Raw genomic sequence first — 18,255 nt, 5'->3', positions numbered from 1 at the left:
CAACTGCAATCAAGCAGCCGATGCTTCTTTCGCTGGAACCAGGACCGGCGGAATCGCCTGTTTGACACGATCACGGTTGATTTCGCGTGCCGCGAGCAGAACCAGGAAAGCCACGATGGCAGGCGACAGAGAGAAAACTGTATCTCCCGAGATCAAAGCGTAGGGCATCGCGGATATCGCGAGGAAGGAAGCCCCCGTCTCAATACCCGTTCGGCCGGCTTGGATGATCAGAACCGCAATCGAAGCAAAAAGACCTAACGCAAGAAGGAATCCCGCCAAACCGAAGGCGATCCAGTGAGAAATCAGAGGGGCGTGCGGATAATCGATGAATTCGCAGTTCACAAACCGGCAGGAAAACTCCTTATGATAGGAGAAACCACGACCCAGCAAGTAGCCATCTTGCTGAATCATCTGCCATCCGAGTTTCCACCGCTCCTGTCGGGTATCAAAGCCATAAGCTTTGTCTTGCGTCATGGTGGTACTCATGGCCTCGGGCGTGACCTCGCGAGCTTTCAGATTGTCGGAGTTCAAGCCGAGCTCTGCAGAAGAACGCGACGCCAACGGAGCACTCAGCTCAATCACTTGCACGCCGGCGGTCGCAGGCTCCAGTTTATTGATTGCGAATGGCAATAGAAGCAGGAGAGAAAATACAAAAACGAGAGAAGCGCGAAGGACAGTAGTCTTCCATTGCTTGTTAACGATTGTTGCAGCCAACCACATGGTGGGGATGAGCGCCGCAACGAAATAGTAGCGACGGGATCCGGCAAAGACGCCGCTAACAAAACAGGCGGCCAGCCCGAATGAAAACACGACAATTTGCCATCGAACAAGATCCGTCCTAAGCAACAGAGCAACAAAACCAAACGCCGCGGCGGCCATGAAGTAGCCGTAGATATTATAATCTCCGCAGAACGTCGTGCCTTGCGGGTACATATCGGAGCAGACGCCAACCAAAGATTCAAAGACAAATCCATTTAGTTGCAGCCAATACTTCACCAGTCCGGCCAGCGCAAATATAGCCCCCGCGGAACAGAGCGCTGCGAAAAAGCCCTGAATCAGTCTTGCTTGAGCGTAACGGTCTGGAGGCACCACGAGATAAATACCAACACATCCGAGTGCGACAATGACTCGTGTGACAGTGTCTTTTGCAAAAGGTGATCCGGAAAACAGTAAGCCTGCCAACACCAAGACGACGTTCAGATAAATGAGCGCCAGCAGCCAATCAAACCGCAGCAGCTGACGGATGCTGAAACGGTGGATCGCCAAGTGGACCAACAAAGGAATAAGGGCCGGGGTCGCCGCCAGAAAACCTGGCAAGGGATTGAGAAGGAACGGAGCAGTCAGAGCGACGCCAACCCAGAAGCCGCGCATGTCTGCGCGCATTAGGTTCTGAGAAAACATTAACTTCTTCCTCAACGCAAATATGACCAGACATCATAGATGCAACTGAAAAACACACGGTGAAATGGCCGCGCTACGCAACTATCGCGCTAACAACTTTCTGGCTACAAATTTCTGGCGATTTTGTACGAAAGGCGAATTCCCCAATTTCTCCCTACGAGAACTGCCTTGAAAAACCTGGCTGGGGCGGGAGGGATCGAACCTCCGCATGGGGGAATCAAAATCCCCTGCCTTACCGCTTGGCTACGCCCCAATACCAGCTGCAGGCCGCGCGGCCGCATTGGCCGGCGCGGAATCCCGCGAAGCGCTGCCGGTCTATCGACTGTGCCCGGCGATTTCAACCACTTCCGCTGGCCATCCCCTACCGATCGTTACGCCTGCCAGTTGAGAGCCGTGCGGTTTCGTGGGATGACGGCGCCCAGCAATTTCCCAAGTGAGCGAGACAACGCCATGACCTACCGCGCCCCGATTAACGACATGCTGCTGGCCCTGAACCATGGCGCCGGGCTGAATGCCGCGGTGGCGGCCGGCCATTATGGCAATTATGACAGCGAGATCACCGCAGCGGTATTGGAAGAAGCCGGCCGCTTCGCCTCGGAAGTGCTGGCGCCGCTGAACCGGGTCGGCGACAGCAACGGCATCAAGCTTAAGGACGGCAAGGTCACCACCTCGCCCGGCTGGCCCGACGCCTATCAGCGCTGGATCGCCGCCGGCTGGAACGCGGTGTCGGGCGCCGAGGCCTATGGCGGCCAGGGCCTGCCGCTGGCGCTGAACGCGGTTTGCACCGAGATCTGGGCGGCCTCGAACGTCGCGTTCGGCCTGTGCCCGCTGCTGACGCTGTCGGCGATCGAGGCGCTCGACGCCCATGGCAGCGAGGAACTGAAGAACATCTATCTGGAAAAGCTGATCTCCGGCGAATGGACCGGCACCATGCAGCTCACCGAGCCGCAGGCCGGTTCCGACGTCGGCGCGCTGCGCGCCCGCGCCGAACGTGCCGATGACGGCAGCTACCGGGTGTTCGGCACCAAGATCTTCATCACCTATGGCGAACACGACATGACCGATAACATCGTGCATTTCGTGCTCGCGCGGCTGCCCGATGCCCCGGCCGGCACCAAGGGCATCTCGCTGTTCCTGATCCCGAAATTCCTGGTCAACGCCGACGGCTCGCTCGGCGCCCGCAACGACATCTATTGCTCGGGCATCGAGCACAAGCTTGGCATGCACGCCGCCCCGACCTGCACCATGACCATGGGCGATAATGGCGGCGCGATCGGCTATCTGATCGGCGAAGAAAATCGCGGCATGCAGTGCATGTTCACGATGATGAACCAGGCGCGGCTGTGCGTCGGGCTGGAGGGCGTCGGCCTTGCCGACCGTGCCTATCAGCAGGCGCTGGCCTTCGCCCAGGAACGCAAGCAGGGCCGCGCGGTCGGCGAGAAGCCGAGCAAGTCCGATCCGATCATTGTGCATCCGGACGTCAAGCGCATGCTGCTGCAGATGCGCGCTATGACCGCCGCGGCGCGCACCATCAGCTACGCCACCGCGGTGGCGCTCGACGTGTCGTTCCGCGCCTCCGATCCGGCGGTGAAGGCCGCGGCCGCGACCCGCGCCGCGCTGCTGACCCCGATCGCCAAGGCGTTTTCGACTGACATCGGCAACGAGGTCGCCTCGCTCGGCGTGCAGATCCATGGCGGCATGGGCTTCATCGAAGAAACCGGCGCCGCCCAGCATCTGCGCGATGCCCGCATCACCCCGATCTATGAGGGCACCAACGGCATTCAGGCGATCGACCTCGTGACCCGCAAGCTGGCGCCCAATGGCGGCGAAGCGGTGTGGGCGCTGATCGGCGAATTGACGGCGATCGTCGATGAGGTCGAAGCCTCGAACGATCCGGCATTCGGCTCGACCGCGGCCAAGCTGCGCGAGGGCCTGGCCGCGCTGGAGCGCGCCTCGAACTGGCTGCTGCAGCGGCTGCCGAACCAGCCCAATGACGCGCTGGCCGGCGCCACGCCCTATCTGCGGCTGTTCGGCTCGGCGCTCGGCGGCTGCATGCTGGCCAGCGAAGCGCTGGCGGCGCGCACGATGGAGGGCATCGGCGATGCGCAGCGTTATGTGACGCTGGCGCGGTTCTTCGCCGAAAACGTCACCGTGCAGGCCACCGCGCTCGAACGGACCGTGACCGAGGGCGCCGACGCCGTCACCGGCGCCGACGCGGTGCTCTTGGCTTGATCGACCCCGACCAACGCCTTCAACACCCGGCGCAATGCCGTTCTTTAGGAGGAAGACCGATGCCAGGCCACCTCACCGTCACGGATCAGGACGCGACGCGGTTCATCACGCTGCAACGTCCTGAGAAGAAGAACGCGCTGACCCAGGGCATGTACCGCATGATGAGCGACGCGATCGACGCCGCTCAGGAAGACAGCTCGATCCGTTGCCTGGTGATCACCGGCTCGAACGGCATCTTCACCGCGGGCAATGATCTGGAAGACTTCATGAAGGCCGGCATTGCCCAGGGCAGCATGCCGCGCGAGACCACCGCGACCCAGTTTTTGTACGCGCTGGCCAACAACACCAAGCCGCTGGTCGCCGCCGTCGACGGACTGGCGATCGGCATCGGCACCACCATGCTGTTCCACTGCGACTACGTGCTGGCGTCGAGCAACGCCTCGTTCTCGACGCCGTTCGTCAAGCTCGGCCTGGTGCCGGAAGGCGCCTCCAGCCTGCTGATGCCGCATTCGCTCGGCCACCATCGTGCCTTCGAAACGCTGGTGATGGGCCGTTCGATCGACGCCGAGGCGGCGCGCACCGCCGGCTTTGTCAACGAGGTGGTGGCGCCCGATCAGCTCGAGCAAGCGACGCGCAAGGTTGCGGCAGAAATCTGCGCGCTGCCCGCCGAAGCGGTGGCAATCTCGCGCAGCCTGCTGCGGCCGGCGCCGGATGAGATCACCCGCCGCATTGACGAGGAAGGCCAGTTGTTCAGCGAGCGCATGCGCTCCAAGGAAGCGATGGCGGCGTTCACGCAGTTCTTCTCGCGCAAGCGCGGCTAACCGCGTGCGGTTCTGAGCCCATCAGAACCGCAGCGCCATCGATCAGCGTGGCACGCGGCCGATCGCCGCGCGCCGCTGCGCTTACTTCTTGTACTCGAACACCTGGTTGCTGAACGGCGGCGCGGTCGGCCGTTTGATGGTGATGAAGCCGCGACTGCTGGCGTCGTGACAGGCATTGCAGGCGCGCGTCACATCATCGAACGTGACTTCAAAGCGCTTGCCGTCCTTGGCTTTGACCGCCTCCGCCAGCGCCCGCAACGGACCGGCCATGGTGGTGAGATCGGTAACCGGCAGGCCGGGATACAGCGTCGCGGCATCTTCGAGACGGGATTGAATCTGCTTGATCTCGTAAGCGGCGAGATGCCAGTTGCCGGCCTTGCCCGCGAACCACAGTTTGGCATGACGGGTCTGCGCGCGCTCCATCAGATCGGCAAGGCGCGGGCCATTGTCGTTCATCAGAGGAATTTCGGGCTGCTCGGCCAACGCGATCGACGCCGAGCCGGCGAGTGCGACCAAACCAGTAACGATCCATCGATACATCATGTGGAATCCTGCAACGCTCCCTTCGCCGCCGGTCCACAACCAATGCTGGTTTGCGAAACCGGACAAATCGAACGACACCCCGCTGCCTGCGGCGCGGCCTCAGGTTAGTGCAGGATGGTCCGCGATACCATCGCGGGACGCAAGATAGCTGGATTGAAACGGATATGATCCGCAACGGACGAAATTTCGTCGCATGGCTCAGCGCCGCGCTGCTCGCCAACACCTTGTCGCTGGCGCACGCGCAGCCCGCGCACGCCGATTCCGCGGCGATTGACCTGCGCATCCTCGCCATCAACGATTTTCACGGCTATTTGCAGCCGCCGCCGGGCGGGCTGACGCTGCGTGATCCGGCCGATCACGACAAGAGCATCACCATTGCCGCCGGCGGCGCCGAACATCTGGCGACCGCGGTGAAGCAGCTCCGCGGCGCTCGGCCGCACGCGATCTTTGTCGCAGCCGGCGATCTGATCGGCGCCAGCCCGTTTTTGTCGGCGATGTTTCACGACGAGCCGACCATCGAGGCGCTGTCATTGATGGGGCTAGCGCTGAGCGCGGTCGGCAATCACGAATTCGATGAAGGCCGCACCGAATTGATGCGCATGCAGAATGGCGGCTGCCATCCGGTTGACGGCTGCAACGGCCCGCAGCCCTTTGCCGGCGCTAGCTTCAAATACCTCGCGGCCTCCACCATCGACACCAGCACCGGCAAGCCGATTTTGCCGCCGTATGAAATTCGCGAATTTGGCGGCGTCCCGGTCGCCTTTATCGGCCTGACATTGAAGGCCACGCCGAAAATGGTGTCGCCCTCTGGCGTCGCCGGGCTGGAATTCCGCGACGAAACCGAGACCGTGAACCGGCTGGTGCCGGAGCTGAAGGCGCGCGGCGTGGAAGCGATCGTGGTGCTGATTCACGAGGGCGGCTTTCCCGCCGGCGGCCGCAATGAGTGCCCGAACATTTCCGGCCCGATCGTCGAGATCGTGCAAAAACTCGACCGCGCCGTCGATCTGGTGATCAGCGGCCACACGCATCAGTCCTATGTCTGCCGGATCGACGGCCGACTGGTCACCAGCGGTGAGAAATACGGCACGCTGGTCACCGCGATCGATCTGCAGCTCGATCCACAGAGCCGCGACGTGGTGAGCGCGAAGGCCGAGAACATCATCGTCAGCACTGCTGACTACGCCAAGGATGCGGCGCAGACACAGCTGATCGAGACTTATAGCCGGATCGCCGGGCCGCGCGCCGCACGCCGCGCCGGCACCATCACCGCATCACTGCTGCGCGAGCCGAACGACGCCGGCGAAAGCACGCTCGGCAGCATTATTGCTGACGCGCAGCTTGCCGCCAGCAGCAACGCGGCGCAAGGCGGCGCCGAACTGGCCTTCACTAATCCGGGCGGCATCCGCAACAGCATCATGCTACAGAGCGATCGCCCGGTCAGCTATGGCGACGTGTTCGCCAGCCAGCCATTCCGCAATCAGCTGGTAACGGTGACGCTCACCGGCGCGCAGATCAAGCGCGCACTCGAGCAGCAATGGGCCGACCCGGCGCGGCCGCGCGTGCTGCAGGTGTCGCGCGGCTTCAGCTATGCGTGGACCGCGAGCGCGCCGCTGGGCCAGCGGATCGCGCCCGATACCATGCGGCTCGGTGATCAGCCGATCGATCCCGACAAGAGCTATCGCGTCACCATCAACAGCTTCCTGGCCGAGGGCGGCGACGGCTTCACCGTGTTCAAGGAAGGCACCGATCCGCATGTCGGCAGCTACGACGTCGACGCGCTCGATGCATATTTTCGCGCCAACAGCCCGCTGTCGCCACCTGCACCGCAGCGCATCCACCGGATCGACTGACGACAGACTTACGTCTAGCTCCCCTTTCGGAAGGCCGTTTTCCCAATTACATTGATCATAGCGCATTGCGCACCCGCCGCGGCAGGTAACCATTGATGGCCACGCTGTATCTATCGCATTCCGCCTGTATGGAGCACGACACGCCCTACGGGCATCCGGAACGGGCCGATCGGCTGCGTGCCGTTAATCAGGGTCTTGCTGAGCCGCGTTTTGCTGCATTGCAGCGTGCGGAAGCGCCGGAAGGCGATCTCGATGTGATCGCGCTCTGCCATACTGATCACCACATCGTCGAGCTGCGTCAGATGGCGCCGCAGAACGGTTTGGTGTTTGTCGATAGCGACACCTCAATGTCGCCGGGCACCTGGGAAGCCGCGCTGCGCAGCGTCGGCGGCGCAGTGACCGCTACCGACGCGGTGATGACCGGGCAGGTCAACAACGCGTTCGTCGCCACCCGTCCCCCCGGTCATCACGCCGAGATCGGCAAGCCGATGGGGTTTTGCTTCTTCGGCAATGCCGCGATCGCGGCGCGCTATGCGCAGCGCAAATACGGCATCGCCCGCGCCGCGGTGGTCGATTTCGACGTGCATCACGGCAATGGCACCCAGGAGATTTTCTGGGCCGACCCCACGGTGATGTATTGCTCGACCCATCAGATGCCGCTGTTTCCCGGCACCGGGTCCGCGAGCGAGCGCGGCGAGCACGACACCATCGTCAACGCGCCGCTGCAATCGGAAGACGGCACCGAGAAATTCCGCTCGGCTTTCGATGACCTGATTTTGCCGCGGCTGCGCCAGTTCGCGCCGGAATTGATCGTGATCTCGGCCGGTTTTGACGCCCATTGCCGCGATCCGCTGGCCAGCCTCAATCTACAGACCGAAGACTTCGCCTGGGTGACCCGCAAGCTGATGGAGGTCGCCGATGGCTGTGCCGGCGGCCGCATTGTCTCGGTGCTCGAAGGCGGATATGACCTGCAGGGCTTGAGGGAATCGGTGAATGCTCACGTTCTGGCCCTGATGGGTTCGTGATCGTCAGTTGCCTCGCCACCCGCACCACGGCGCGCCGCCGCCGTGTGCGTAATCTTGTCCCGGAAACGAACCTTATCCCGGAATCGAACGATGGCTGACACTGACGACGTCAAGACGCTGAGCTTTGAGCGCGCGATCGAGGAGCTCGAGTCGATCGTGCGGCGGCTCGAGGACGGCAAGGTGCCGCTGGAAGAGTCGGTGACGATCTATGAGCGCGGCGAAGCCTTGAAGCGGCGCTGCGAAGAATTGCTGCGCGCCGCCGAGGCGCGCGTAGACAAAATTACCACCGACGCCCAAGGCCAGCCGACCGGCACCGCACCGCTCGATATGGAATAGAGCACCGCTGCGCCGCGCGCCGTGCGGGTCGGGCGCCACCGCCCATTTATTCCTGAACTCGCTACTAATTGGGATGCAATTCCTGCGTCCGGTTGCCGCGGACTCGCCAAACGTCTCATGGAACTATGGTTCCACCGACCAACTGGCGAGCCGTTGCCCGTTGGCTTTGGCGCCATCCTTGTGTAATGGTACGGACTTATGCGCGAAACGCTCGCGGGTTCGGCGACGGCGCGCATCGGAAATTTGCTGCTACGTTGCGCTGCAAGAAGTGATTTTGTTCACAGTTACGACCGAAAACACATTCTCGGCCTCGGGCGGGTTTTTCAGCTTGTCGAAAGTCAGCCAGGCCAGAACAGCGCACGGTGCTTGTGTCTTTCCGAGCAGAACCTGATCGAGACCGTTCGTCACCGGGGACAGAAATCCCCCAATAGCGAGACTGGACATCACCGTGACCGACTTCAGTAAAACGCCGCTTCTCGACACCATCCGTACGCCCGACGATCTGCGCAAAATGCGGGTCGACCAGCTTCGGCAGGTCGCTGATGAACTGCGCACGGAGATGATCGACGCCGTCTCGGTAACTGGGGGCCATTTCGGCGCAGGTCTCGGCGTGGTCGAACTGACCACGGCGCTCCATTACGTGTTCGACACCCCGCGCGATCGCCTGATCTGGGATGTCGGCCATCAGGCCTACCCGCACAAGATCCTCACCGGGCGCCGCGACCGCATTCGCACGCTGCGCATGGCCGGCGGTCTGTCCGGCTTCGTCAAGCGCGCCGAGAGCGAATACGACCCGTTCGGCACCGGCCATTCCTCGACCTCGATTTCGGCGGGCCTGGGCATGGCGGTGGCCCGCGACCTCGCCAAAGGCAAAAACAACGTTATCGCCGTGATCGGCGACGGCTCGATTTCCGCCGGCATGGCCTATGAGGCCATGAACAACGCCGGCGCGATGAACTCTCGCCTTATCGTCATTCTCAACGACAACAATATGTCGATCGCGCCGCCGGTGGGCGCAATGTCGGCCTATCTGTCGCGGCTGTACTCCGGCAAGACCTATCGTTCGCTGCGCGAAGCCGGCAAGCAGATCGGCAAGCACCTGCCGAAGCTGATCGCCGACCGCGCCGCCCGCGCCGAGGAATATTCCCGCGGCTTCATGATGGGCGGCGGCACGCTGTTCGAGGAACTGGGCTTCTATTATGTCGGCCCGGTCGATGGTCACAATCTCGACCACCTGCTGCCGATCCTTGAGAACGTGCGCGACGCCGACACCGGCCCGTTCCTGGTCCATGTGGTCACCCAGAAGGGCAAGGGCTATGCCCCGGCGGAAGCCGCGTCCGACCGGTACCATGCCGTGGTGAAGTTCGACGTCGCCACCGGCACCCAGGCCAAGGCAAAGTCCAACGCCCCGTCCTATCAGAACGTGTTCGGCCAGAGCCTGGTCAAGGAAGCCGAGAAGGACGACAAGATCGTCGGCATCACCGCCGCCATGCCGTCCGGCACCGGCATCGATCTGTTCGAGAAGGTGTTCCCGAAGCGCACTTTTGACGTCGGCATTGCCGAGCAGCACGCGGTGACTTTCGCCGCCGGTCTGGCCGCCGAAGGGTTCAAGCCGTTCTGCGCGATCTATTCGACCTTCCTGCAGCGCGGCTATGACCAGGTGGTGCACGATGTGGCGCTGCAGAGCTTGCCGGTGCGCTTTGCGATCGACCGCGCCGGTCTGGTCGGCGCCGACGGCGCGACCCACGCTGGCGCGTTCGACAACGCCTATCTCGGCTGTCTGCCCAACATGGTGATCATGGCCGCTTCCGACGAAGCCGAGCTGGTCAACATGGTCGCGACCCAGGTCGCGATCAACGATCGGCCGAGCGCGGTGCGCTATCCGCGCGGCGAAGGCCGCGGCGTCGAGATGCCGGAAGTCGGCACCCCGCTGGAAATTGGCAAGGGCCGCATTGTCCGTCAGGGCAACAAGGTGGCGCTGCTGTCGTTCGGCACCCGCCTCGCCGAATGCGAGAAGGCCGCCGATGAGCTGGCCACGCTCGGCCTGTCCACCACCGTCGCCGACGCGCGCTTCCTGAAGCCGCTCGATGTCGAGCTGGTGCTGAAGCTGGCCCGCGAGCATGAAGTGCTGATCACCATCGAGGAAGGCTCGATCGGCGGTTTCGGCAGCCATGTCATGCAGTGCCTGTCGGACAACGGCATGCTCGACGGCGAAGTGCGCGCCCGCTCGATGGTGCTGCCCGACGAATTCATGGACCACGACTCGCCGAACGCGCTCTATGCGCGCGCCGGGCTCGACGCCAAGGGCATCGTCAAGAAGGTGTTCGAGGCGCTCGGCAAGGAGCACCAGGGCGAAGTCGGCAAGCTGGCCTGATCCAGCATCGCTGTTGCGAAATCACGGCGGCGGCGCGACATTCGCGTCGCCGCCGTTTTGTTTGTGGACGTCATGAAGATCTATCTCGCCGGCCCCGACGTGTTTTTGCCCGATGCGCGCGAGATCGGCCGGCACAAGGCCGAGCTATGCGCCCGGCATGGCTGCACCGGGCTCTATCCGCTCGACAATGAACTAAGCGCCGACAGCGAAGCGGCCTCGCTAAAAATCTTCCGCGCCAATCAGGCGATGATGATCGCAGCCGACGCCATCATCGCCAATCTGACGCCGTTTCGCGGCCCGAGCGCCGACGCCGGCACGGTGTACGAACTCGGCTTCATGGCCGGGCGCGGCAAGCTGTGCCTCGGCTATTCCAACGATCCGGCGCCCTACCCGCAGCGCGTCGCGGCGCGCGGCGCGGTGCAGCAGCAAGGCGGCGCGCTGCACGATGCCAATGGTCATCTGGTCGAGGATTTCGGCCTCGCCGACAATCTGATGATGATGCACGCGCTCGATCTCTATGGCTGCGCGCTGGTGACGCCGGCGCAGGCGCCCGATGATCTGTGGCACGATCTCACAGCCTTTGAGCGCTGCATCGAACTCGCCGTCTCGCGCTGGGCAGCGCGATGACCACGCCGACCCAGCCAACGCCCGCGCCACGCAAACGCGCCGATGTCACCTTGGTGGAACGCGGCGTGTTTGAAAGCCGCGCCCGCGCGCAGGCGGCGATCGCGGCCGGCCTGGTGTTCGCCGACGGCAAGAAGATCGCCAAGCCATCGGAGCCGATCGCCGCGGATGCGGTGATCGCAGCCGAGCCGGCGCACCCTTATGTGTCGCGCGGCGGCGTCAAACTGCAAGGCGCGCTCAAGCACTATCCGATCGAGATCGCCGGCCGGGTCTGTCTCGACGTCGGCGCTTCCACCGGCGGCTTTACTGACGTGCTGCTGCGCCACGGTGCCCTGCAGGTATTGGCGGTCGATGTCGGACACGATCAGTTGCACCCCTCGCTGCGCGGCCATCCCAACATCGTATCGATGGAAGGCACTGACATTCGCGCGCTCGCGGCGGGTTCGCTGCCGAGCGCGCCCGAGGTGGTGGTGATCGACGCCAGCTTCATCTCGCTGGAACAGGTGCTCCCGCCGGCGCTGGCGCTCGCCGCCCGGCCGGCGTCGCTGCTGGTGCTGATCAAGCCGCAATTTGAAGTTCATGGCGGCCACAACAAGCGCGGCATCATCAAGGACGGCAACGTCCATGACGCGGTCTGTGCCAAGATCGAAAGCTTCGCCGCCGCGCTCGGCTGCCGCGACATCACGATTTTCCCCTCATCGATCGAAGGCGGCGACGGCAACCGCGAGTTCTTTCTCGGCGCCCGCTACCAAGGCCCGTAGCCTCGCTGGGCGGCGAGCAGAGCCAGCCCGCGCTGTGCCATCATGCCCGCAGATTTGGTCATGCTGTCGCCGCGACTCGCCTTTATGGTACCGCGATGACATCCCCTGCTTTTAGTCTTGCCGCCGACGCTCGCGCGTCGGCGAAATTGTCTGCGTGGCGCACGGAAATTGCCGAGACCTTTACGCTGGCGGTGCCGATGGCCCTGACCCAGCTTGGCCAGGTCGCGATGATGACCACTGACCTCGCGCTGATCGGCCGGCTCGGCGAAACCGCGGTCGCAGCTGCGGCGCTGGCGCATATCGTGCTGTTCGCGACCTTCACCATGGGCATCGGCCTGGTGTCGGCGGTGACGCCGCTGGGCGCGCAGGCCTTTGGGGCGCGCGCGCCGCGCCGCGTGCGTGCCGCGCTGCGGGTCGGGCTGTGGGCGTCGATCATGCTCGGCCTGCCGCTGACCGTGCTGCAGCTCTACAGCGATGAGCTGCTGCTGGCGCTCGGCCAGGACCCGGCCTCGTCGCAGCTGGCTGGCCGCTATCTTGAGGGGCTGGCCTGGTCGCTGGTGCCGTCCTGGGTCTTCATCGCATTCCGCGGCTTCATGGGCGCGGTCAACGCGCCGGGACCGGCGCTATGGATCACGCTCGCCGCGATTCCGACCAACGCCGTGCTGGCCTATGCGCTGATCCACGGCGCGTTCGGCCTGCCGCAGCTTGGTATTTTCGGTGCCGGCCTCGCCACCACTTTGGTGGCGGTGGCGATGTGCATCGCGGCGGCGGTGATCTCCGCGACCTGCCGGCCGTTTCGCAAATATGCGGTGCTGCAGGAATTGTGGCGCCCGGACTGGCTGCTGATGCGCCGGCTGCTGGCGCTCGGCCTGCCGATCTCCGGCTCGTCGCTGCTCGAATACGGCATGTTCGCCGCCGCGGCGCTGCTGATGGGCCAGATCAGCACCAGTGCGCTCGCTGCGCACCAGATCGCGCTGCAGATCGCCGCGGTGATGTTCATGGTGCCGCTTGGCATTTCGCTGTCGGCCACGGTGCGGGTCGGCCATGCGATCGGCCGCGACGACCAGCTGTCGGCACGGCGCGCCGGTTTCACCGCGATCTGGCTCGGCCTATTGTTCATGGCGGCGATGACGCTGCTGGTGGCGCTGACCCGGCACCAGATCCCGGTGCTGTTCCTGGGCGACACCGGCGCGGCCAACGAAACCGCGCAGATCACCGCCGCGCTGCTGGTGGTCGGCGCCAGCTTCTTCATGGCCGATGGCATGCAGGTGGTGGCCAATGGCGCGCTGCGCGGCCGCAACGACACCCGCATTCCGCTGCTGTTCGCCGCGCTCGGTTTTTGGGGGATCGGCTTTCCGTGCTCGTATCTGCTCGGCTTCCCGGGCGGGCTCGGCCCTTCCGGTGTCTGGATCGGGCTGGCGGTCGGTCTCACCGTCTATGCGGTGCTCTTGGTGTGGCGTTTCCATCTGCTCAGCCGCGATGCGCTGACGATTTCGGCGCGGCGCTGAGCGGTTCGCTTTACGCCCCAGCGGCCGCAGGCTATCGCAACGGCATGACCGAAGCTCTCGTCATCGACCATGTCGGCCACCGCGGTGATGGCGTCGCCATCCGCAATGGCGCCGTGATTTACGTTCCGTTTACCCTCGGCGGCGAGACCGTCGAGGGCGCACCGGTGCCGGGCCATCCCGACCGCCGCCGCCTGGTCAGCGTCCAGCAACCGAGCAGCGAGCGCATCGAACCGCTGTGCCGGCATTTTGGCGTGTGCGGCGGCTGCGCCATTCAGCATTGGCAGGCCGATCGCTACCAGGCCTGGAAGCGCGACATCGTGGTGGAAACGCTGCAGCAGGCCGGGATCGCCTGCGAGGTGGCACCCTTGATCGACGCCCATGGCGCCGGCCGGCGCCGCATCACCGTGCATGCCCGCCAGGGCACCCATGAGGTGGTCAAGGTCGGGTTCGCCGCGGCCGGGCAGCACGACATCGTGCCGATCGACCGCTGCCCGATCCTCGATCCGGCGCTGGACGGCGCGCTCGACGCCGCCTGGGCACTGGCCGAGCCGCTGATCAGCGAAGGCAAGCCGCTCGACATCCAGGTCACCGCCGCCGGGGAAGGGCTCGACGTCGATATCCGCGGCTCGGGGCCGCTGCTGCCGCGCCATATCACGCTGCTGTCCAAACTCGCCGAACAGCACAAGTTGGCGCGGCTGACCCGGCATGGCGAAATGGTGCTGATGCGCACGCCGCCGACCATCCGGATCGGCAATATTCCGGTGGCGCTGCCGCCCGGCAGCTTTCTGCAGGCGACCCGCGCCGGCGAGGAAACGCTGGCCGCGTTGGTCAGCGAACGCTGCGCCAAGGCCAAAACCATCGCCGATCTGTTCTGCGGCGTCGGGCCGTTTGCGCTGCGGCTGGCCGGCAAGGCCCGGGTCCGGGCCTATGACAGCGAGGCCGGCGCGATCGCCGCGTTGAAAAAGGCGACGGGCGCGCCCGGCCTCAAACCGATGACGATCGACACCCGCGACCTGTTCCGCCGCCCCTTGGTGCCGCAGGAATTGCAGGACATCGACGCGGTGGTGTTCGATCCGCCGCGCCAGGGCGCACAGGCGCAGTGTCAGCAGCTTGCCAAAAGCAAGGTGCCGCTGATCGTGGCGGTGTCATGCAATGTCGCGACCTTCGCGCGCGACGCCCGGATTCTGCTGGATGGCGGCTACACCATCGATCAGGTGACCCCGGTCGATCAGTTCCGCCACACCCCGCATGTCGAACTGGTGGCGCGGTTCCGGCGCTGAACCGCTGCCCCTCATTTGCCCCAGCGATCGTCCCAGATCTTTTCGCCGACCAGGCACGACACCCGTGGCTCGCGCCTGGTCTCGGCGACCGGCTGCACCAGGCGTTCAGGGCTCAGCCCCGCGACTTCCATCACCAGCTTGGAACGGATCGCGTCCTTAAACCTGTCGCGATGCTTGATCGCAATCGCAAATGAGCCGGGGCCGCCGATCACGCAATCCTCGTAGTAGACATCGAGGTCATTGATATCCATGGTCGAGTAGGACGGCTCCTTGACCATGATCGGCAGCCCGTTGATGACGATGCCAAGCTGCAGCGCGGCGTCGCGCGCACTGGTGACCGGCGCGCCATTGTTGTTGGGTCCATCGCCGGAAATATCGATCACGCGCCGCAGGCCGTGATAGGAATTGTCCTGCAGCAGCGGCACCGCAAAACTGATCGCCCCGGAAATCGAGGTGCGCGACGCGCGGCGGATCGGCGTATTGAGGATCACGGCGGCGACCGCATCGGCCGATTCCGGCCCATCGATCACCTGCCACGGCACCACCACCTTCTGGTCGCTGGACGCTGCCCATTCAAAGTACGTGATGGCGATCCGGCCGGTCGGGCCGCTTTTCAGCGCCTGCAGGAACTCAGATGATTGTAGCGCCTGCGCATATCCCTCGCGCTGCAGCGCCAGTTCATCGATATCCATCGAGTAGGAAATATCGACCGCCAGCACCAATTCGACATCGACGGTGTTGGGGTCGCGGGCGCCGGCGGAGTTGATCGGCGACACGGTGCTGGGGGTGGGCGCGGCATCCGCGCTCAGCAGCGCCGCTGCGCTGGTCAGCAGCACGGCGGCAAACGAGGACCAGCAGTTCATGCGGCTCTCCCGTCGTCGTCGCGCGCGCAACGCGCGCTGATCGACGCGATGCTGACACGGAAATTTCAGCCGCAGTATGGATCAACGCCGGTTCCCGATCACAATGCAGTTAAACGGCGCGATACTGTGCGCTGCAGCGACGATCAGTGCTCACCGCGCTGTTGCTGATCGCGCCGGAGCGCGTAACAATCGCGCCGCTTCGTCGATCCATGAGGGACCATTGCATGAGCCCTGTCATCGTCAAGCGTGCCCGCACCGCCAAGCCGCAGATCGAGCGGCCACGGCTGCACAAAGTCATCCTGATCAATGACGACTACACGCCGCGCGAATTCGTGGTGCAGGTGCTCAAGGCCGAGTTCCGCATGAGCGAGGATCAGGCCACCAAGGTGATGCTGACCGCGCATCAGCGCGGCGTATGCGTGGTCGCAGTGTTCAGCCGCGACATCGCGGAAACCAAGGCGACCCGCGCCAGCGACGCCGGCCGCGCCAAGGGCTATCCGCTACGCTTCACCACCGAGCCGGAGGAATAGTGACCCGAACACGCGTCATGGCCGGGTTCGTCCCGGCCATCTACGTCTTTCATGTTGCAGGTCCCTCAAGACGTGGATGCCCGCGACAAGCGCGGGCATGACGGGTCACCCTTGAAGAACGTTGGTATCACGCAAGACTGACTAACCGACCTGACCGCGGTGGCGCAGCCAGTGATCAGCCAGCACGCAGGCGATCATGGCTTCGGCGACCGGCACCGCACGAATGCCGACGCAGGGGTCGTGCCGGCCCTTGGTCAGAATCTCAGTGTCCGTGCCGCTGCGGTCGATGGTCTTGCGCGGCGTCAGGATCGACGAGGTCGGCTTGACCGCAAACCGCGCCACGATCGGCTGTCCGGTGGAAATCCCGCCCAAAATGCCGCCGGCATGGTTCGACAAAAACAGCGGCCCCTGATTGCTGGCGCGCATCTCATCAGCGTTCTGTTCGCCGGTCAATTCGGCGGTGGCAAAGCCGTCGCCGATCTCGACGCCCTTGACCGCGTTGATGCTCATCAGCGCCGCGGCGATATCGCTATCGAGCTTGCCATAGATCGGCGCGCCGAGCCCGGCCGGTACGCCCTCGGCGACCACTTCGATCACCGCGCCGATCGACGAGCCTTCCTTGCGGATATCGTCGAGATAGTCGGCGAAGAACGCGGCCTTGTCCTTGTCCGGGCAGAAGAACGGATTGTTGCCGATTTCGGCCCAGTCCCAATTGCCGCGGTCGATCTTGTGCGGCCCCATCTGCACCAGCGCGGCGCGCACCGTCACGCCTGGGATCACCTTGCGGGCCACCGCGCCAGCGGCAACCCGGCTCGCGGTCTCGCGCGCCGAGGAACGGCCACCGCCGCGATAGTCGCGGATGCCGTATTTGGCCTCATAGGTGAAATCGGCGTGGCCGGGCCGGTACTTGTCCTTGATGTCGGAATAGTCCTTGGAGCGCTGATCGGTGTTTTCGATCATCAGCGCGATCGGCGTGCCGGTGGTGACCTGGGCGCCGCTCTGCGGATGCGCCATCACCCCGGACAGGATTTTGACCTGATCCGCCTCCTGGCGCTGGGTGGTGAAGCGCGATTGCCCGGGGCGGCGGCGATCGAGATCGCCCTGAATGTCGGCCTCGGTCAGCGGGATCAGCGGCGGGCAGCCATCGACCACGCAGCCAATCGCCACGCCATGGCTCTCGCCGAAGGTCGTGACCCTGAACATATGGCCGAAGGTATTGAACGACATGGAGCAGCCCAACCTGTGAGAGAACCAGCAGCGACAATTACAGTTTATTCGCTATTGGCTCTCGTACCGCGCGGCAAAAGCAGGGTCAAACAGCGCGCGGCGGTCTCGCCCACCCCTTGCGGCCAGAGGGGGTTAGACGCCCTCGCCGCGGAAGATCGTCAGGCCGCCGTCCTTGAACTCGTAGACCGCGCCCTGCAGAATCGGGCCTTCCAGCGCCTCGGCCGGGGTTTTCAGCCCGAGCGCCACCATCAAGGTGCGCGCGGTGCCGACATGGCCGACCGCCACAGTATCGGTGCGCAGCGAGCGGAGCCAATCCTGGATGAACGGCAGCCGGTCGGCATAGCTTTCGCCGCGCAGCGGCGCCACGTTCCAGCGGTCAAGGTGGCGCGCTGCAAAGATTGCCGGATCGGAGCGCTCCATCTCCTTGAGCGTAAAACCCTCCCAGGCGCCATAGGTGATCTCGCGCAAGCGGTCATCGACCGCATAATCGGCGGCATCGAGTTTCAGCTCGCGGCGCAGCAATTCCATGGTGAGGCGGGCGCGGCCGAGCGGGCTCGCGACATAGGCCAGCGACGCCGGATCGCGCTGCTCCTGCTTCAGCAGTTCGCCGAGCAACTGGCCGGCGGCGACCGCCTGCTGGCGGCCTTTGTCATTGAGGGGAATATCCTGGGTGCCCTGAAAGCGCCCGGTAGCGTTCCAATCGGTCTCGCCGTGGCGGATGTAATAGATCGTGGGCATGGCCAGTCAGCTTGCTCTAAAATGGTGATGCCCGGGACCAGTGTTTGGCCCGGGGACATCCCTGACGGGTGTTCAGGGACATAGCGGACACATCACAATGGCTGGAATGGCTCTTTTTGGGGAGGCGTTCCATGCCGTTTCG

At 64.2% G+C, this 18,255-nt stretch carries 16 protein-coding genes and 1 tRNA gene; 11 read left to right on the top strand and 6 right to left on the bottom strand.

Translation table 11 applies throughout. The features are described 5' to 3' along the window. Positions 1–9: 9 nt before the first annotated feature. The gene (locus tag BJ122_RS09725) at positions 10–1,401 is read right to left on the bottom strand and encodes a hypothetical protein (protein WP_146227177.1); all 1,392 of its coding nucleotides are present in this window, start codon (positions 1,399–1,401) and stop codon (positions 10–12) included. A 178-nt stretch (positions 1,402–1,579) separates the two neighbouring features. Continuing rightward, positions 1,580–1,654: transfer RNA gene (locus BJ122_RS09720), tRNA-Gln, on the bottom strand. Positions 1,655–1,851: 197 nt separating this feature from the next. On the opposite strand from BJ122_RS09720, the gene BJ122_RS09715 reads away from it, so the two are divergent. Beyond that, positions 1,852–3,633, top strand: a complete 1,782-nt coding sequence (locus tag BJ122_RS09715) for an acyl-CoA dehydrogenase family protein (protein WP_110780854.1) — start codon at positions 1,852–1,854, stop codon at positions 3,631–3,633. A 59-nt stretch (positions 3,634–3,692) separates the two neighbouring features. Next, complete coding sequence (locus tag BJ122_RS09710) at positions 3,693–4,454, top strand: crotonase/enoyl-CoA hydratase family protein (protein WP_110780853.1); 762 nt, start codon at positions 3,693–3,695, stop codon at positions 4,452–4,454. Between the two features lie 81 nt (positions 4,455–4,535). Here BJ122_RS09710 and BJ122_RS09705 read toward each other — a convergent pair whose 3' ends face one another. Further along, a complete protein-coding gene (locus BJ122_RS09705; protein WP_347337805.1) occupies positions 4,536–4,994 on the bottom strand; it encodes a hypothetical protein in 459 nt (152 codons plus the stop codon). 167 nt (positions 4,995–5,161) lie between these two features. Here BJ122_RS09705 and BJ122_RS09700 point away from each other — a divergent pair, with 167 nt between their 5' ends. The 8 genes from BJ122_RS09700 to BJ122_RS09665 all read left to right on the top strand — a co-directional run bounded on the left by BJ122_RS09700 (position 5,162) and on the right by BJ122_RS09665 (position 14,755). After that, positions 5,162–6,847, top strand: a complete 1,686-nt coding sequence (locus BJ122_RS09700) for a bifunctional metallophosphatase/5'-nucleotidase (RefSeq protein ID WP_110780851.1) — start codon at positions 5,162–5,164, stop codon at positions 6,845–6,847. A 95-nt stretch (positions 6,848–6,942) separates the two neighbouring features. Continuing rightward, positions 6,943–7,872: a histone deacetylase family protein gene (locus tag BJ122_RS09695; RefSeq protein ID WP_110780850.1), complete on the top strand. Its 930-nt coding sequence runs from the start codon at positions 6,943–6,945 to the stop codon at positions 7,870–7,872. 90 nt (positions 7,873–7,962) lie between these two features. Next, positions 7,963–8,208, top strand: a complete 246-nt coding sequence (locus BJ122_RS09690; RefSeq protein WP_110780849.1) for an exodeoxyribonuclease VII small subunit — start codon at positions 7,963–7,965, stop codon at positions 8,206–8,208. A 448-nt stretch (positions 8,209–8,656) separates the two neighbouring features. Further along, entirely contained in the window at positions 8,657–10,582 is a 1,926-nt protein-coding gene (gene dxs / locus BJ122_RS09685; RefSeq protein WP_110780848.1) for a 1-deoxy-D-xylulose-5-phosphate synthase, read from the top strand. A gap of 72 nt (positions 10,583–10,654) precedes the next feature. Further along, positions 10,655–11,209, top strand: coding sequence for a nucleoside 2-deoxyribosyltransferase (locus BJ122_RS09680; protein ID WP_110780953.1), 555 nt, complete (start codon positions 10,655–10,657; stop codon positions 11,207–11,209). Next, a complete protein-coding gene (locus BJ122_RS09675; protein ID WP_110780847.1) occupies positions 11,206–11,967 on the top strand; it encodes a TlyA family RNA methyltransferase in 762 nt (253 codons plus the stop codon). Before BJ122_RS09680 ends, BJ122_RS09675 begins: the two co-directional genes overlap by 4 nt. A 95-nt stretch (positions 11,968–12,062) precedes the next feature. Further along, positions 12,063–13,475: an MATE family efflux transporter gene (locus BJ122_RS09670; RefSeq protein ID WP_110780846.1), complete on the top strand. Its 1,413-nt coding sequence runs from the start codon at positions 12,063–12,065 to the stop codon at positions 13,473–13,475. A 44-nt stretch (positions 13,476–13,519) separates the two neighbouring features. Continuing rightward, the gene (locus BJ122_RS09665; protein ID WP_110780845.1) at positions 13,520–14,755 is read left to right on the top strand and encodes a class I SAM-dependent RNA methyltransferase; all 1,236 of its coding nucleotides are present in this window, start codon (positions 13,520–13,522) and stop codon (positions 14,753–14,755) included. A gap of 11 nt (positions 14,756–14,766) precedes the next feature. Here the strand turns inward: BJ122_RS09665 and BJ122_RS09660 are convergent, their stop codons facing one another. Then, positions 14,767–15,618 carry a DUF1194 domain-containing protein gene (locus tag BJ122_RS09660; protein WP_110780844.1) on the bottom strand — a complete coding sequence of 284 codons (852 nt, stop codon included), beginning with the start codon at positions 15,616–15,618 and terminating at the stop codon, positions 14,767–14,769. Positions 15,619–15,842: 224 nt separating this feature from the next. Between BJ122_RS09660 and clpS the strand changes: the two genes are divergently transcribed. Next, positions 15,843–16,148, top strand: a complete 306-nt coding sequence (gene clpS / locus BJ122_RS09655) for an ATP-dependent Clp protease adapter ClpS (protein WP_027279415.1) — start codon at positions 15,843–15,845, stop codon at positions 16,146–16,148. A gap of 141 nt (positions 16,149–16,289) precedes the next feature. Here clpS and aroC read toward each other — a convergent pair whose 3' ends face one another. Together aroC and BJ122_RS09645 are read right to left on the bottom strand one after the other, a co-directional pair. Continuing rightward, positions 16,290–17,375: a chorismate synthase gene (gene aroC, locus BJ122_RS09650; RefSeq protein ID WP_110780843.1), complete on the bottom strand. Its 1,086-nt coding sequence runs from the start codon at positions 17,373–17,375 to the stop codon at positions 16,290–16,292. Positions 17,376–17,507: 132 nt separating this feature from the next. Then, positions 17,508–18,113 (bottom strand): histidine phosphatase family protein, encoded by a 606-nt coding sequence (locus BJ122_RS09645; protein ID WP_110780842.1) that lies wholly within the window; start codon positions 18,111–18,113, stop codon positions 17,508–17,510. Positions 18,114–18,255: the final 142 nt, after the last annotated feature.

Source organism: Rhodopseudomonas faecalis (genome assembly GCF_003217325.1).
GTDB lineage: Bacteria > Pseudomonadota > Alphaproteobacteria > Rhizobiales > Xanthobacteraceae > Rhodopseudomonas > Rhodopseudomonas faecalis.
This window is presented reverse-complemented; position numbering and strand designations above follow the sequence as displayed.